Annotated in this window: 17 protein-coding genes; 9 read left to right on the top strand and 8 right to left on the bottom strand. The window is 39.6% G+C overall.

Annotated elements, in window-relative coordinates; translation table 11 throughout:
* The first annotated feature begins 205 nt into the window (after positions 1–205).
* From aroQ to accC, 3 genes are read left to right on the top strand one after another with little or no spacing between them, the layout of a single operon-like run.
* The gene (aroQ, locus tag NQU59_RS12075) at positions 206–655 is read left to right on the top strand and encodes a type II 3-dehydroquinate dehydratase (RefSeq protein ID WP_005241233.1); all 450 of its coding nucleotides are present in this window, start codon (positions 206–208) and stop codon (positions 653–655) included.
* 27 nt (positions 656–682) lie between these two features.
* Positions 683–1,108 carry an acetyl-CoA carboxylase biotin carboxyl carrier protein gene (accB, locus tag NQU59_RS12070; protein ID WP_005241231.1) on the top strand — a complete coding sequence of 142 codons (426 nt, stop codon included), beginning with the start codon at positions 683–685 and terminating at the stop codon, positions 1,106–1,108.
* Between the two features lie 17 nt (positions 1,109–1,125).
* Positions 1,126–2,490, top strand: a complete 1,365-nt coding sequence (gene accC / locus NQU59_RS12065) for an acetyl-CoA carboxylase biotin carboxylase subunit (protein ID WP_043969856.1) — start codon at positions 1,126–1,128, stop codon at positions 2,488–2,490.
* 46 nt (positions 2,491–2,536) lie between these two features.
* Here accC and NQU59_RS12060 read toward each other — a convergent pair whose 3' ends face one another.
* On the bottom strand, positions 2,537–3,016 hold the full coding sequence (locus NQU59_RS12060) for a hypothetical protein (RefSeq protein ID WP_026040133.1): 480 nt from the start codon (positions 3,014–3,016) through the stop codon (positions 2,537–2,539).
* Positions 3,017–3,218: 202 nt separating this feature from the next.
* Between NQU59_RS12060 and NQU59_RS12055 the strand changes: the two genes are divergently transcribed.
* Positions 3,219–4,709, top strand: a complete 1,491-nt coding sequence (locus tag NQU59_RS12055) for an amidase (RefSeq protein WP_257063602.1) — start codon at positions 3,219–3,221, stop codon at positions 4,707–4,709.
* A gap of 1 nt (position 4,710) precedes the next feature.
* Here NQU59_RS12055 and NQU59_RS12050 read toward each other — a convergent pair whose 3' ends face one another.
* Positions 4,711–5,883 (bottom strand): MFS transporter, encoded by a 1,173-nt coding sequence (locus NQU59_RS12050; protein WP_257063601.1) that lies wholly within the window; start codon positions 5,881–5,883, stop codon positions 4,711–4,713.
* A 178-nt stretch (positions 5,884–6,061) separates the two neighbouring features.
* Positions 6,062–7,450 carry an amino acid permease gene (locus tag NQU59_RS12045; protein WP_257063600.1) on the bottom strand — a complete coding sequence of 463 codons (1,389 nt, stop codon included), beginning with the start codon at positions 7,448–7,450 and terminating at the stop codon, positions 6,062–6,064.
* Positions 7,451–7,804: 354 nt separating this feature from the next.
* Here NQU59_RS12045 and fahA point away from each other — a divergent pair, with 354 nt between their 5' ends.
* The 4 genes from fahA (at position 7,805) to NQU59_RS12025 (ending at position 11,357) form a co-directional block, all read left to right on the top strand.
* The gene (gene fahA, locus NQU59_RS12040) at positions 7,805–9,109 is read left to right on the top strand and encodes a fumarylacetoacetase (protein WP_257063599.1); all 1,305 of its coding nucleotides are present in this window, start codon (positions 7,805–7,807) and stop codon (positions 9,107–9,109) included.
* On the top strand, positions 9,096–9,728 hold the full coding sequence (gene maiA, locus NQU59_RS12035) for a maleylacetoacetate isomerase (protein ID WP_257063598.1): 633 nt from the start codon (positions 9,096–9,098) through the stop codon (positions 9,726–9,728). The genes fahA and maiA overlap by 14 nt, the downstream gene beginning before the upstream one ends.
* Before the next feature lie 19 nt (positions 9,729–9,747).
* Positions 9,748–10,296, top strand: a complete 549-nt coding sequence (locus NQU59_RS12030; RefSeq protein WP_005241216.1) for a VOC family protein — start codon at positions 9,748–9,750, stop codon at positions 10,294–10,296.
* Between the two features lie 281 nt (positions 10,297–10,577).
* Positions 10,578–11,357 carry an IclR family transcriptional regulator gene (locus NQU59_RS12025; RefSeq protein WP_257063597.1) on the top strand — a complete coding sequence of 260 codons (780 nt, stop codon included), beginning with the start codon at positions 10,578–10,580 and terminating at the stop codon, positions 11,355–11,357.
* A gap of 63 nt (positions 11,358–11,420) precedes the next feature.
* On the opposite strand, the gene hppD is transcribed toward NQU59_RS12025, so the two are convergent.
* Positions 11,421–12,476: a 4-hydroxyphenylpyruvate dioxygenase gene (gene hppD / locus NQU59_RS12020; protein WP_257063595.1), complete on the bottom strand. Its 1,056-nt coding sequence runs from the start codon at positions 12,474–12,476 to the stop codon at positions 11,421–11,423.
* A gap of 473 nt (positions 12,477–12,949) precedes the next feature.
* Between hppD and NQU59_RS12015 the strand changes: the two genes are divergently transcribed.
* Positions 12,950–13,183, top strand: coding sequence for a hypothetical protein (locus NQU59_RS12015; RefSeq protein WP_005241208.1), 234 nt, complete (start codon positions 12,950–12,952; stop codon positions 13,181–13,183).
* Between the two features lie 23 nt (positions 13,184–13,206).
* Here the strand turns inward: NQU59_RS12015 and NQU59_RS12010 are convergent, their stop codons facing one another.
* From NQU59_RS12010 to NQU59_RS11995, 4 genes are all read right to left on the bottom strand, one after another.
* On the bottom strand, positions 13,207–13,464 hold the full coding sequence (locus NQU59_RS12010; protein ID WP_257063594.1) for a hypothetical protein: 258 nt from the start codon (positions 13,462–13,464) through the stop codon (positions 13,207–13,209).
* 185 nt (positions 13,465–13,649) lie between these two features.
* Positions 13,650–14,123, bottom strand: a complete 474-nt coding sequence (locus NQU59_RS12005) for a DUF2247 family protein (protein WP_257063593.1) — start codon at positions 14,121–14,123, stop codon at positions 13,650–13,652.
* A gap of 249 nt (positions 14,124–14,372) precedes the next feature.
* Entirely contained in the window at positions 14,373–14,600 is a 228-nt protein-coding gene (locus NQU59_RS12000) for an SMI1/KNR4 family protein (RefSeq protein WP_257063592.1), read from the bottom strand.
* A gap of 331 nt (positions 14,601–14,931) precedes the next feature.
* A complete protein-coding gene (locus NQU59_RS11995) occupies positions 14,932–15,381 on the bottom strand; it encodes an SMI1/KNR4 family protein (protein ID WP_257063591.1) in 450 nt (149 codons plus the stop codon).
* Positions 15,382–15,453: the final 72 nt, after the last annotated feature.

Raw genomic sequence — 15,453 nt, 5'->3', positions numbered from 1 at the left:
AAACTTAAATTATGCTAAATTTTGTCATATTTTAACATTGCCAATTCCTTGCAAAGTTTTCATTATATGCACCATGCTTGGTATGCAAATTTCTTCATCAATTAAAACAAATTATAAAAAACTTGCAGAATTTTGTGCCATAATAAGCAAACTTTGCAGACATCTTGCAAAAAATATTTGCAGTTTTAGAATTGGAGCAGGCTGAATGAGCTCAACCATTTTGGTGATTCACGGACCGAATTTAAATTTGCTGGGAAAGCGCGAACCAGAAGTCTACGGTTATCTCAGTTTAGATGATATTAACCAGCAACTCACTGCTCAGGCTAAACATGCATCAGTTACACTAGATACTTTTCAAAGCAACTGGGAAGGTGCGATTGTCGATCGCATTCATCAGGCACAAATTGAGGGTGTGAAATTTATTATTATCAACCCTGCTGCCTTGACACATACATCAGTTGCTTTACGCGATGCCTTACTCGGTGTTGCCATCCCATTTATTGAGGTTCATTTGTCAAATGTTCACGCTCGTGAATCATTCCGTCATCACTCATATTTATCAGATAAAGCCATTGGCGTAATTTGTGGCTTAGGTGCAAAGGGTTATTCCTTTGCACTCGATTACGCTATCGAAAAAATTCAATCTTCTAACTAATTTTAAACACATTAGGAATGCTCACTCATGGATATCCGTAAAATCAAGAAACTCATCGACCTGATGATAGAATCTGACTTACAAGCGATTGAAGTTAAGGAAGGTGACCAATCCATCTCATTAACTCGCCCGACTCCTGTTTATGCAACCGCAGCAGCTGTTGCAGCAGCGCCGGCAGCTTCTGCACCTGTTGCAACAGCTGCAAAAACTCCTCGTGGTGCAGTTGAAACATCACCGATGGTTGGTGTGTTCTACGCTGCACCTAACCCAGGTGAAGCGCCATTTGTTAATGTAGGTCAAACCGTTTCAGCGGGTGAAACGCTTGGTATTATTGAAGCAATGAAAATCATGAACCCAATTGAAGCAACCAAGAGCGGTGTCATTGAAGAAATTTTAGTGAAAAATGGTGAAGTGATCCAATTCGGTCAACCACTTTTCCGCTACCGTGCTTAATAAGTTTGGGGATTCCTATGTTGCAAAAAGTATTAATTGCAAACCGTGGTGAAATCGCTTTACGAATTACTCGGGCTTGTAAAACTCTTGGCATTAAAACTGTCGGTATCTATTCAGATGCAGACAAAGATCTAATGCACTTACGCTTTGTTGACGAAGCAGTATGTATTGGACCAGGTGCAAGTAGTGAAAGCTATTTAAATATTCCTGCAATTATTACTGCTGCGGAAATTACAGGTGCGGATGCCATCCACCCTGGTTATGGCTTCCTTTCTGAAAATGCAGAATTTGCAGAGATCGTAGAAAGTTCAGGATTTATTTTTATTGGTCCACGTCCAGAACATATCCGCCTGATGGGGAATAAAGTTTCTGCGATTATTGCGATGAAAAAATCAGGTGTACCGACTGTACCCGGTTGTGATCACGCCGTGACCATTAATAATGCACTTGCAGAAGCCAAAGAGATCGGCTTTCCATTGATCGTAAAAGCTGCTTCTGGCGGTGGCGGTCGTGGTATGCGTATCGTAGAACGTGTCGACACGCTACTTGAATCTGTTCAAGCCGCACAGCGTGATGCTGAAATGTGGTTTGGCGATGATACGGTGTATATGGAACGTTTCTTACAGAAACCTCGCCATGTCGAAGTACAAGTGTTAGGTGATGGCAACGGCCATGCCATTCACTTATATGATCGTGACTGTTCTTTACAACGTCGCCATCAAAAAGTATTAGAAGAAGCGCCTGCACCGAACCTCCCAGAACAAGCACGTGCCGATATTCTTGAAGCCTGCGTCAATGCATGTAAATTAATGCAATATCGTGGCGCTGGAACATTCGAGTTTTTATTTGAAGAAGGTGAATTCTTCTTTATCGAAATGAATACTCGTGTTCAGGTAGAACATCCCGTGACCGAGATGGTTACAGGTGTTGATATTATCGAACAGCAACTTCGTATTGCGGCTGGTTTAGGTTTAGCACTTGAACAAGAGCAAATCGAAGTAAAAGGCCATGCCATTGAATGCCGTATCAATGCAGAAGATCCAACGACCTTCTTGCCTTCACCAGGTAAAATTGAAAGTTTCTATGCACCTGGTGGCGCTGGAATTCGTTTAGACTCTCATATTTATCAAGGTTATAGCATTCCTCCTTACTATGACTCAATGATTGCAAAATTGATTTCTCATGGTAAAGATCGCGAGACTTCTCTGGCTCGCATGCGCCAAGCTTTAGATGAAATGATTTTGACTGGAATCAAAACCAATATTCCATTGCATAAAGATTTAATCTTGCAAGATAAAAACTTCTGCGAACAGGCAATGGATATTCACTATCTTGAAAAGCATTTGCTCAAGCAGCTTGAGCCTAAAACTGAAAAAGCCTAAATAAAAAAGCCTCTTAAATAAGAGGCTTTTTTATTTCTAAATTTCTTTAAGGTAAAACACGGCGTAACGTTGCAAAACACTTATCACCTTTTTCACTGGCACAAAAATCGATGGTCGAATCATTTGCCCATTTCACGAAATATTGGGACACCTCACCTGTCTGATCTTCCTTCTGACCTGAACAATCCGTTTCATTATTGTCATATTTAATCTGTAGAATCAGCGCTGGTAATCGTTCTTTATGATCTTCTGATGGCTGATAATCGTATAAGCCATAAGACCACTCTTGACCACTTTTGATCACGACATCACTGGCACCACGGAAATTATAGTACTCGACACATTTTTTATTATTGGGAATTTCCATTCCCCATAATCCCATGATTTCAGGGCGAGTCGTGACACGAATCGCATTCGCTTTAGCTACTTGTGGCGGTGTTACCGTTGCTTTGTTATTTACGACCGTCTCTGCCATAGTCCATGTTGAGCAAGCCCATAATAATCCAATAATATAAATATTTTTCATAGATTTAATTAAGTCGTCATCTAAAACGGTGCATAAGCTTAAATTAGCATATTTTTGGATAAAAGCATGCATTCATAACCATATAAACACAATATTTTTGCCATGTAATTTAGTTCATCGTTTTAGTAATTTTTCAGGTATTCTATTTTACAACTTATATTTATTTTTACTTTATAAAGATTTAGCTTTAGGGATAAAAGCCATGAAATTTTCCGAATACATACAATATGATGGTCTTGGATTAGCACAACTGGTCAAAAACAAACAAATCCATCCCTCTGAATTACTCGAAACTGCATTACAACGCAGCAATCTGGTCAATCCCAAGCTGAATGCCATCATTATCCCCATGTATGAACAAGCTAAACATCGTGCTCAGCAAAATTTAACAGGCCCCTTTGCTGGGGTTCCATTTTTAGTCAAAGACCTCTTTCAAGAATATAAAGATATCCCGACCTCCTATGGCTGTCAGGCACTCAAAAACATCAATTACACCCCAGACTTTAATGCAGAAATTGTGAATCGTTGGGAAAAAACGGGTATTGTTACTTTTGGGCGTACCAATACCCCTGAATTTGGTATTAAAGGAATTACCGAACCTGATGCTTGGGGTACATGTCATAATCCCTGGAATTTAAAACACAATAGTGGTGGTTCCTCTGGTGGAGCTGCTTCAGCTGTTGCAGGTGGTTTAGTACCGATTGCAGGTGCTGGAGATGGTGGCGGGTCAATTCGTATCCCAGCCTCTTATTGTGGTTTATTCGGACTCAAACCCAGTCGTGGACGTACCCCTTGGGGGCCACAATTTAGCGAAGCTATGCACGGCGCTGCCATGCAACATGTACTCAGCAAAAGCGTTCGAGACAGTGCAGCCATGCTGGATGCAGTGCAAGGCCCTGAACAAACCTCACTATTTCGAATTGAAGCGCCTGAACAAAAGTATCTTGATGTGATTCAACAAATACCAAAGAAACTCCGCATTGCATTTAATACCCAGTCACCGATAGGCACCAAAGTTTCTAAAGATGCCATCCAAGCCGTGCAACAAACAGCGAAGCTGTTGGAATCATTGGGCCATATTGTGGTGGAAGACCGTCCAAAGATTGATGGTATGGAACTGGCCAAAGACTTCGTGACCACTTGGTTTAGTCAATTTTCTTATATGCAGGCACAAATCAAGCAAATGGCAGGCGCTAGCGATCGTGATTTCGAACTGGATTCAATTGCTTTGGCTGCTTTTGGTGCTAAAACTACAGCCACAGAATATATTCATACCTTGAATAATTGGGGACTGTATAGCACCCAAATGAATATTTTCTTTGAAAAATATGACTTATACCTCACTCCAAGCACAGCATCTGTCGCGCCAAAAAATGGTGAAGTCGCCACACCGGTCTGGCAGAAACCTATTCTAAAGGGCCTGTTAAAAGTTGGTAAAGCGCATTATCTGGCTCAAGGTAAACTGGTCGAGAAAATGGTACAAGACAATTTAAGTTGGGTACCTTTTACCCAGCTCGCCAATGTAACGGGTTTACCAGCCATGTCAGTACCGTTGTACTGGAGTAAACATGGTATGCCGCTGGGTAGCCAGTTTATTGCACCCTTTGGCCGAGAAGACCGTTTGTTACAACTTGCCGCTCAACTGGAACAAGCCCAACCGTGGATGCCACAATATAAGCAAATCCAACTCTAGTCTAGGTTTTAGCTGCTGTTTCCACTTGATTCGGCAGCCATGGCACCAGTAACAAACCAAACAAGACTACAATACTGGCGCACAAGAACATTGTTGCGCCTGAAAAGCTTTGCCAATAATGCCCCGCCAACAAACTCCCAGACGCCACACCTAAGCCCCACATGGTACTATACAAAGCTTGCCCACGGCCTTGCTGCTCGGGTGTAAAGTTTTGGAAAATCACTTTCATGGCAATCAGATGGAACAGGCCAAAGCTAAAGGCATGCAAGCATTGAGCAAGCAATTGCCCAATATAATGGGTTGCAAAGATGCTAACCAAGAACCAACGTAGACTGGTCAAAATCAGGCAAATTACCACCAATGTCCGCCACGAAAAGCGGGTAAAGAACAGCTTTTGTGCAACGGCAAACATGACAATTTCAGCAATCACCCCCATCGCCCATAAGCTGCCAATTTGTGTGGTACTAAAGCCGATTTCTTTTAGATAGTTACTATAAAAGCTATAAAACGGCGCCAATGAAAATAGCAAAATAAATTCGATACTAAAAAAGGCCGCGACGATGGGTCGTTTTAAAATCGGCAGCAGCGGTTCAAGCGTTTTTTGCGAGCTTGGTGCGTGTTCAGGTTCTTTAATACTAAATGACCAGAGAAAAGCCAAAAATGAAACAGAGAGCAGTAAAATTGGCAGCATTGAAATTGGAATAACTTCCAGCAAAGCACCGATCACAAACACACCAACAATAAAACCGACTGAGCCCCATTTACGTACTTTGCCATAGAGCTCAGCACGTTTTTCACCTAACCAGAATAAGGTCACCCCTTCAAATTGCGCCAAAATTGCATTTTGGAAGAAGCTAAAAATCAGCATCAACAAAGCCACGGATTGGAAGCTATTTGGAATCACAAATATGGCAAACCAGATACAGGCTTCCATCCATGTCGCAATTCGCACCAAAAGCATTCGCTTCCCTGATTTATCGGCAATCCAGCCCCAAATCAGCGGTGCAAAAAAACGGGTAATAATGGCAATGGAAGATAAAATGCCGATCTCTTGATAATTGAAACCCTGATCTTGAAGATACAGGTTCCAATACGGCATGAATGTACCGACTATGGCGTAGTAGAACAGATAAAAACCACCCAATCTTGTTTGGATACTTAATGATTGAAGCAATTCAAATGCCTTTATTTACAATGTGAAAGAAGAAAAAAAGAGAACGTGAACTCGATTAATACAAGAGAATTTTAGCTCATTTCATCAAACAATTCGTCTAATATCATTATGAATAATGAAAACATCAATCTACAAAAAAAGGGCTGAAAATTCCCTTTTCTCATGATCACTTTACAACTTATGCATCTGTATTCAACGCCACACTCGGTTGAGCATTTCTTAATTTACGCTGCTTTAGATAATACGCCAGCATCAAACAAAGAATCCAAGCTGGGATCATCATCACTGCAATACGCATATCCGCAGTCAATGACATCACCACCAAAATACCTAGCATAAAGATCATGCAAAGATAGTTACTAAATGGATAAGCAATACTTGGGAACTTGGTGGTAACACCCTGTGCCTGCATGGTTTTGCGAAACTTTAAATGCGTCCATGAAATCACTACCCAGTTAATCACAATCGCAGCAACCACTAGCATCATGAGCAGACCAAACGCTTTCTCTGGAAATGCATAATTCAGTAAGACGCAAAGTACAGTCACAAATGCAGAAACATAGACCGCATTGGTTGGGATACCACGGCTGTTAATTTTTTTCAGGAACTTGGGTGCATTGCCCTGCTGTGCCAAACCTAAAAGCATACGGCTGCTACAATAACTGGTTCCGTTATAAACCGAGACTGCCGCAGTCAAAATCACAAAATTCAACATGGTTGCAACACCTTGGCTATCCAACGAGGCAAAGACCATCACGAATGGGCTACCGCCTTGTGCCATTTGGTTCCAAGGGAATAACGCAAATAAGATGAAAAGTGTTGCAATGTAGAAAATCAAAATACGATAGATAATTTGATTGACTGCTTTTGGCAAGGTTTTATCTGGATCACGTGCTTCAGCCGCAGTAATCCCGAATAATTCAATGCCACCAAAGGCAAAAATGATTACAGCCATTGCCATGACCAGACCTTCCACACCAAATGGGAAGAATCCACCCAATGCCCAAAGATTACTGATACCCGCTTGTGGCCCTGCTGTTCCTGTTGCAAGTAAATACGAACCAAAACCAATCATGGCCAAGATTGCTAAAATTTTGATGATGGAGAACCAAAACTCCATTTCACCAAAAAATTTGACATGCAAAAGGTTGATACCGTTAATTAAGATAAAAAAGGCCAATGCCGAAACCCATGTCGGGATTTCAGGCCACCAATATTGAATATATAACCCAATCGCTGTGAGCTCAGCCATACAGACCAGAACATTCAGCACCCAGTAGTTCCAGCCAGACATAAAGCCTGCAAAAGAACCCCAGTATTTGTAAGCAAAATGGCTAAACGAACCACTGACTGGCTCTTGTACCACCATCTCACCTAACTGTCGCATCATCAGGAATGCAATCAAGCCTGCAATTGCATAACCCAGAATGACCGATGGACCAGCCAGTTTAATCGATTGGGAAATCCCGAGAAACAAACCTGTACCAATGGCACCACCTAGCGCGATAAGCTGGATGTGCCGATTGCTTAAACCGTGTTTCAGGTTTCCTTGTTCCTGTTTTGACATATGATTATTCTCATCCTTGTCGCGTAATTTTTCTGTCTAAAATTACGTATATCATAAGTTAATCACAAATGCCTATATCTAACCCGAAAAATAATTAATTCATTTTTCGAATAACCGCGCATATAAACAGAAAATTCCATAAATAACAAATATTATGAATAATGTAATTAAATTATGTATTGCGTAATTAAATATTTTCAGTATGATAGAAATCATAAAGTACATATTTCTTGCTTGAGCGATAGGATTCAAATGGGTCAAAAGATCAATATTTATTTGATTTTCATATTGTTATAGAAAGCAGGATAAAAATTTAATAGGTCTTCATAGAACGAGAGACAAGGAAAGTAAATCATGGCACAACAATTAACCTCTTTTCTTGAGATTGATCCGCAATCAGATTTCACAATACATAATTTGCCATACGGTATTTTTAGCGAGAGCCCACAAGGTGAAAAACGCGTTGGCGTTGCAATTGGTGACTGGGTACTTGACCTTGCCGCATTAGAGCAAAAAGGCTTATTACAGCTCACGACAGCAAACTGTTTTAATCAGCCAACACTGAATAAATTTATTGAAACAGGCAAAAAAAATTGGCATACGGTTCGCAGCGCTTTACAAAGCTTGTTGTCTGCGGAAAACCCAAGCTTACGTGATGATGCCGATTTACGTCAGCAGGTGCTGTTTAAACAAGAAAATGTAGTTTTGCATTTACCGATTCAGGTGCCTGGCTATACCGACTTCTATTCATCTAAAGAACATGCCACCAATGTCGGCACCATGTTTAGAGATCCAAAGAATGCACTATTACCGAACTGGAGCGAATTGCCTGTAGGCTATAACGGTCGTGCCAGTTCTGTGATTGTCAGTGGCAAAGACATTGTGCGCCCTTCTGGCCAAATCAAATTCCCCAATGAAGAACGCCCTGTATTCTCGGCGACACGTAAACTCGACTTTGAACTCGAGACCGCTTTTGTAGTGGGTAAAGCAACTGAATTGGGCGAGCCAATTGCCATTGAAAACGCATGGGAACATATCTTTGGTATGGTGTTGCTGAACGACTGGTCAGCACGTGATATTCAACAATGGGAATATGTTCCATTAGGCCCCTTCAATGCCAAAACCTTTGCCAGTGCCATTTCACCATGGGTGGTGACGATGGAAGCGCTTGAGCCATTTAAAGTCAAAGGCCCAGAACAACAGCCGAAACCTTTGGGCTATCTACAAGAAAAAACCGCAAACAGCTATGACATTCACCTGAGTGTTGAAGTTCAAACACCGCAATCTGCACAGTCTGATGTGATTTGCCAAACCAACTTCAAATATATGTATTGGTCAATGGCGCAGCAACTGACCCATCACACCGTTGCAGGCTGTAATGTTCAGGTTGGCGACTTGATGGGTTCAGGCACGATTTCAGGCCCAACCGAAGACTCGTACGGCAGCTTACTGGAACTGACGTGGAACACCACCAAACCACTGAGCCTCTCAAACGGCGAAAAGCGTGGCTTCTTGGAAGATGGCGATCGTGTCGTCATGAAAGGCTATTGTGAAAAAGATGGCATTCGCGTGGGCTTTGGTGAAGTTGCCAATCGCATTTTGCCAGCACGTCACTTTAGTTTTAATGAACAAAAGGACGAGCGCTATGAAACTGTATAGTTACTTTCGTAGCTCTGCGGCCTATCGAGTGCGTATCGCACTCAACCTGAAAGAACTGCCGTATGAAACAGAAGCAGTTCATTTGGTCAAAAATGAGCAGCAACAAGCGAGCTATCGGGCACTAAACCCGAGCCAGCTTGTACCGACGCTGATTGACCAAGATCAGGCCTTATTACAGTCGCTCAGCATATTGGAATATCTGGAAGAACGTTATCCAGCCAAAGCACTGTTGCCTAAAGACCTTATAGAACGTGCCAAAGTTCGTGCCTTTGCACAGACAATTGCCTGTGACATTCACCCGCTCAACAACTTGAGAGTGTTAAAGTACCTGCAAAAACAGCTTGCAGTCAGTGATGCGCAAAAAAACAGTTGGTATCAACACTGGATTTTAGAAGGCTTTCACAGCTTAGAAATGCAATTACAGCATTCCAATGGGCAATTCTGTTTTGGCACCCAAGCCACTGTTGCAGACTGTTGTCTGATTCCTCAGGTCTATAACGCCAAGCGCTTCAAAATTGATTTAAGTGCTTTCCCAAAGATTGAGTCGATTTACCAACATTGCTTAACCCTTCCCGCATTCTTGAATGCCACACCAGAACAACAACCAGATTGGGAATAAGCTAAAAAGGAGTTTTAACATGAGCTTTGCAATTAAAAAAATTCACCACGTGGCTTATCGCTGTAAAGATGCCAAAGAAACCGTGCAATGGTACAAACAAATGCTGCACATGGATTTTATCTTGGCGTTTGCAGAAGATCATGTCCCATCGACCAAAGCCTTTGACCCGTATATGCATTTATTCTTGGATGCAGGTCAAGGCAATGTATTGGCCTTCTTTGAGCTACCGACCCAACCAGAAATGGGCCGTGATGAAAATACACCACAATGGGTACAGCATATTGCTTTTGAAGTCGAAGACCTAGATGCATTAATGACTGCAAAATCACATCTTGAAGAAAATGGGGTTAAAGTTTTAGGTGTAACCAATCATGGTATTTTCCATTCGATTTATTTCTTCGATCCAAATGGTCATCGCCTTGAACTGACCTATAACGATGCACATGCCGATGCCAAGATTGCAAGGATTACCGAAGAAATGAAACTGGAAATGCTGGAGGAATGGAGCCGTACCAAACGTGCCCCACACCACACCCACTTCTTACATGAAGATGAACTCGGTGCATAAATCCAGTTCCATGAAATTGGCATTAGCGTTGTAAAATGCTAATGCTTTTTTTATGGTCTAAATTTAAAACATCGACCTGTTTTTACTGTATCTTGCACCGCTCAAAATAAAGTGCAATATGTCTAAAAACAATTGTATGCTTATACAATTCACCGATTTGATTCATTTAAAAAGATGATTTCTATTTTGCCCAATGCTCAGGCATTATGTGCTGATTGTAAATTGTCCAAAATTGACAGCAAACAAACATTGCAAAAGAGAAGCAGCTTAAGGGTTATTGAATGATTGAAGAAAAGTTATCTGGTGGGGTTCAATCCCTTGAGGTTGGCTTAGCCGTGCTCAATGCCCTTTTAGAACACAACAAACCGATTATTTTAAAAGATCTATCCAGCAAACTGGATATGCACCCTGCCAAGGTACACCGCTATCTGGTCAGTCTGATTCGCATGAATTACGCCAAGCAGCTTACCGATGGTCAGTATGCCTTGGGTGATCAGGCGTGGCGTTTGGGTCTGAACTGTATTCAACATACCGATGTGTTACAGTTGGTTCAGCACCTGATTTACGAATTACAGAATAAAATTGGTTGCGGTATTCAAATCAGCAAATGGTCGCCTAAAGGGCCTTTGGTGGTGCAATCGATTGAATCCAACCACCCGATTTCGATTGTAACTAAAGTCGGCTCAATCATGCCGCTGGTGAATTCAGCAGCAGGTCGTGTGTTTGCCTCTTATATGCCTGAAGCCGTAATCAAGCCGCTGATGCAAGCGGAATGGGAAAAAGCGGCTCATCACCATTATCCGATTAAACCGACTGATTGGGATGAGTTTCTGCTACTTAAAGAAAATGTATTGCAGCACGGCATGTCGATTGCTCAAGGTGATCTTCTGGTCGGGATTAATGCCGTTGGTCTACCAATCTTTAATGCGCATCATTCCATGGAATTTTGTATTGTGGCACTGGACAGTGAAATGTTTTTCTCGGTTCATGAAGATAGTGAAAACTTAGAGCTGTTTAAACGTGAAGTTGCAGCAATCAATCAATATATTCAAACCCGTTAATTTTTCATCCATATAAAAAGCCAAGAATTGAATTCTTGGCTTTTTTATTTCATTTGAATGTAATTACTTTGCTTCTAACACACCACGGCGGATCTGGTCACGTTCGATGGATTCAAACAGTGCCTTGAAGTTACCTTCACCAAAACCATCATCATCTTTACGTTGAATAAATTCAAAGAACACAGGCCCAAGCATGTTTTGCGAGAAAATCTGTAACAGCAGTTTTTTCTGGCCATCTTTGGTATTACCATCCAGTAAGATACCGCGTTTTTGCAGTTCTTCAGTTGGCTCACCATGATTTGGTAAGCGCTCTTTCAACATTTCATAATAGGTTTCAGGCGGCGCTGTCATAAACTGCATGCCAATCTCTTTTAACTTGTCCCATGTTGAAAGCAAGTCATCGGTAATAAACGCGATATGCTGTATACCTTCACCATTGAAATCTGCCAAGAACTCTGCAATTTGACCATTGCCCTTGTCTGAATCTTCATTCAATGGAATACGAATCATGCCATCTGGTGCAGTCAACGCTTTAGAGGTTAAACCGGTATATTCGCCTTTGATGTCAAAGTAACGAATTTCTTGGAAATTAAAGATTTTTTCATAGAAGTTCGCCCAATATTCCATACGTCCTTTATAGACGTTATGGGTTAAATGGTCGATTTCGTTCAGGCCTGCACCTTTTGGATTTCTGTCCGCATCATCAAAGAAAACGAAGTCATTTTCATAGATATCACGGTCAACCAAGAAAATTGGCATGCCACCAATTCCTTTAATCGCAGGGATATTCAATTCCATTGGCCCAGCTTGTGAATACATTGGCTCTGCACCAAGTTCCACGGCTTTGCTAAATGCTTTGGCTGCATCGCGAGTTCTGAAACCCATTGCACATGCTGAAGGGCCATGTTCTTTAAAGAAGAATGAAGCATAAGATTCAGGCTGGTAGTTCAAGATAATGTTGATATTACCCTGACGCCATAAATAAACTTTTTTAGATTTATGCTTTGCGACTTTGGAAAAACCGATGGTCTCAAAGATCTGATCTAATCCGTTTTCCGTCGAAACAAATTCAATAAAAGCAAAACCACATAGTTCTAATGGGTTATCTAAAATGTCCATCTAGTTTCCCTTATTTAGATAAATTCATCCGTTTCATGCTCTGCATAGGTTTTATTCTTCAATTGCTTAAAAAGCTGTCTAAAAGCATCAACCTATACATGCGTTATCAGAAAAGGCGACAGGTGTTTTTATAAGTATGTAAAAGCATCCGTGTTTAAGCCCTTTCCGTCCATCAGTCAGCCAAATGAAGAAATCATCGTTCTTGATCTTGGCTCTCAGCTATAAATTCATGCTACAAGAAAGTTTTAATTTATGCAATACATAATTAAATTATGTTATGTGTAATTTTATTGGTTTTTACTTGAGCATAAAGGCCACTATTAAAGAAGAAATCGGTGTATTGCTAAATCAGACCATGGTCTTGAGTGCATCAGAAATAATAGGGCTCAGGCCAAAAGAACTGTCTTAAATCTTTAACAAAGTTCGATTAGTTTAAGTAACTAATGTCTTTAAATGAAAGAGATGATTGAGCAATGACCCATACTCTGATCTTCGAACAGTTGACTCAACTGATTGAAAACTATAGTCACGAGCACAGTGGCAGGCCACAAAAGATTTTGATTGGTTATAAAGCCTATTATGACTTGATGGGAAATTCGAGTTTTGCCACAGAGGTTACAGAATCGGCATTAAACCCCAATAAAAGAAAGTATAAGAAGATTAAAATTAAAGTTACCAAAGATGATTATCAACTCGAACTCGAATAGTGTTCTGACTTACCGTTAAATCTTTAGCTTCTTTTCCATACAAAATACTCGGCAAGTAATGGCGCTGCGGCCTCAGCACTACCTGCTGCATCTTTACCCTTACAGTATTGAGCAATTTCATAGCTTGCCGCTGGACTCAATGTCGAGGCTGCAATACCTGCACCACTCGCAGTAGGTGCGGACAAGCCTGCCGACACCATATCTAATAACACACCCGCTTTTTGCCACTGGCTAGCATCTTTCCTAAAAATTTTTACTCTATTTTTCCAGACCAGAGGCAAAATCTATACATAAAAAAAGCCGCATTTGAAATACGGCTAGAATTAACATTTTATAACTACTTTCTTTAAAACTCTAAAAACACTCAATGACTGTTAAAATGATTAGTTACATAAACAAAATATTTATACTTAACACACACCCTCTTTACTTAACTCCAGCTTCAACCAATCATAATTAATACAAATCATTTTTTATAATTTTCTTCTGTATAATAATCAGAAGCATCTACATTATTATTTACACCTTGAATCATATGTGGTGAATTCTTTGGCTGCCCCCAATCAATCCAAAAATTTGATAACTCTAATAGGCCATATACTGGGTCTAAGCTCAGCCCGTTAAGCTTCAAGTCCAAACAAACTAATAACCACTTATGAGTCGAGTTTGAAATATCAATATTTAAAGTATTTACTACTTTGTTCAACAAATTCAAAATATCATCTCGCGAAGTATCTTTATCTATAACTAACAATTCATTTAAGACTTCAGTTAATTCGTGGGCAACAACTTCTGTCCTTAGAAAATAATCTTCGACAAAACTACTTACCATCTCATTACTTAAACAACCATATTCTGGAACTCCTATATATCCAATATAGATAGCTCCAAAATCATCAAAATTAAGCTGTTTAAGTTTTTCATATGCTTGAGTTATCATGGTTTAGTTGGCACCCCTGTAATTTTACCATTTGGAATAAACATTATATGCGAGACTCCACCTAATTTAGGATCAATTATCCATTCAAAACGACCAACAGTACCATTCATACTACCTTCTTGTTGCCAGATTCTTCCTTACTGTACAGAATTTTACTTATATTTAAACTTCAACCATCAAAATAAAAAAGCCATTAATTTCAAATGGCTTTTTATGAATCACCAATTAAATACTATTCATGAAGTAAATTCAAAAATCATCAAAGTTAGCGGCAACATTATTTACAACCATTGAGCTTTTCCCACTTTTATCATCGACAAAATCATCATGATATACTAATACTACTTTAGGATCTGAGCTTTCTGTATTATCTCTATAATCAAAACAGATATAATCTCCATTCGCACATATACCAAAAATAACAAGATGCTCCACACCATAATTACTCAGGTCAGAAATATTCTCTTGCTCCCTCAAAATATCCCCATCTGAATGATTATCTTTAAAACTTAAGAAGTTTAGATCTCTATCATCAGATTTATTGTAGATATTTATGAAATCAAAAGATTTTTCTCAAATATTACAGCATCATGATCCTTTATCAAATTGATGTAATTTTTGGAAAAGCATATCCAATTTGATTTTGAGCTTTAACAATTTCATCTAGTGAATTTTGACCATTATCTCGATAAATTTCCATAATTCTTTCCATTACTTACATTTAAACCTCAATCATCAAAATAAAAAGCCATTAATTTTTAAATGACTTTTTATAAATAACAAATTAAGTACTAATCATGGAGTAATTTTAAAAATCATCAAAGCTATCCGCCACTTTAACAACACGCATTTTTTTATTACCATATTCATCTTCGATGAAATCATCATGATACATTATTATTACTAATGGATTATCTGATTCAGGATTTTGGCGATAATCAAATGATAAGTAATCACCTCTTCCATTAAGACCAAAGACAATTACATTATCATAACCTAAACCATCATAATCCTGAAACTTAACAATGTTATCAGCGCCAATTTCATCTCCATACGCACAAAACCCTATACTAGACTCACCAACATTACCATTAGAATCTATATAGTTAAAACAATTTTCCAAAAATTGAACACCATTATGTTTCTCCATTAACTCCATGTATTTTTCAGGTAAAGTTAATCCATAGGTATTTATAAATTCAACCAGAAAACTTTTATTAATAGATCCAGAATCATACATTACAGTTAAATTTTTCATTTTTATCACTTAAAATTGTTTATTAAATAAATTTCTTTGTTTTAAAATAAAAAGCATGCCATCATTGGACAT

Source organism: Acinetobacter colistiniresistens, assembly GCF_024582815.1.
Lineage (GTDB): Bacteria > Pseudomonadota > Gammaproteobacteria > Pseudomonadales > Moraxellaceae > Acinetobacter.
The sequence above is the reverse complement of the archived record's forward strand: the minus strand, read 5'-3'. Positions and strand labels throughout refer to the sequence as shown.

Coding starts and splice junctions, on each gene's coding strand:
- hppD (WP_257063595.1), bottom strand. CDS start 12,476: ATGGACATTTTAGATAACCCATTAGAACTATGTGGTTTTGCTTTTATT.
- NQU59_RS12030 (WP_005241216.1), top strand. CDS start 9,748: ATGAGCTTTGCAATTAAAAAAATTCACCACGTGGCTTATCGCTGTAAA.
- fahA (WP_257063599.1), top strand. CDS start 7,805: ATGGCACAACAATTAACCTCTTTTCTTGAGATTGATCCGCAATCAGAT.
- accC (WP_043969856.1), top strand. CDS start 1,126: ATGTTGCAAAAAGTATTAATTGCAAACCGTGGTGAAATCGCTTTACGA.
- NQU59_RS11995 (WP_257063591.1), bottom strand. CDS start 15,381: ATGAAAAATTTAACTGTAATGTATGATTCTGGATCTATTAATAAAAGT.
- NQU59_RS12025 (WP_257063597.1), top strand. CDS start 10,578: ATGATTGAAGAAAAGTTATCTGGTGGGGTTCAATCCCTTGAGGTTGGC.
- NQU59_RS12060 (WP_026040133.1), bottom strand. CDS start 3,016: ATGAAAAATATTTATATTATTGGATTATTATGGGCTTGCTCAACATGG.
- NQU59_RS12005 (WP_257063593.1), bottom strand. CDS start 14,123: ATGATAACTCAAGCATATGAAAAACTTAAACAGCTTAATTTTGATGAT.
- NQU59_RS12055 (WP_257063602.1), top strand. CDS start 3,219: ATGAAATTTTCCGAATACATACAATATGATGGTCTTGGATTAGCACAA.
- maiA (WP_257063598.1), top strand. CDS start 9,096: ATGAAACTGTATAGTTACTTTCGTAGCTCTGCGGCCTATCGAGTGCGT.
- accB (WP_005241231.1), top strand. CDS start 683: ATGGATATCCGTAAAATCAAGAAACTCATCGACCTGATGATAGAATCT.
- aroQ (WP_005241233.1), top strand. CDS start 206: ATGAGCTCAACCATTTTGGTGATTCACGGACCGAATTTAAATTTGCTG.
- NQU59_RS12015 (WP_005241208.1), top strand. CDS start 12,950: ATGACCCATACTCTGATCTTCGAACAGTTGACTCAACTGATTGAAAAC.
- NQU59_RS12045 (WP_257063600.1), bottom strand. CDS start 7,450: ATGTCAAAACAGGAACAAGGAAACCTGAAACACGGTTTAAGCAATCGG.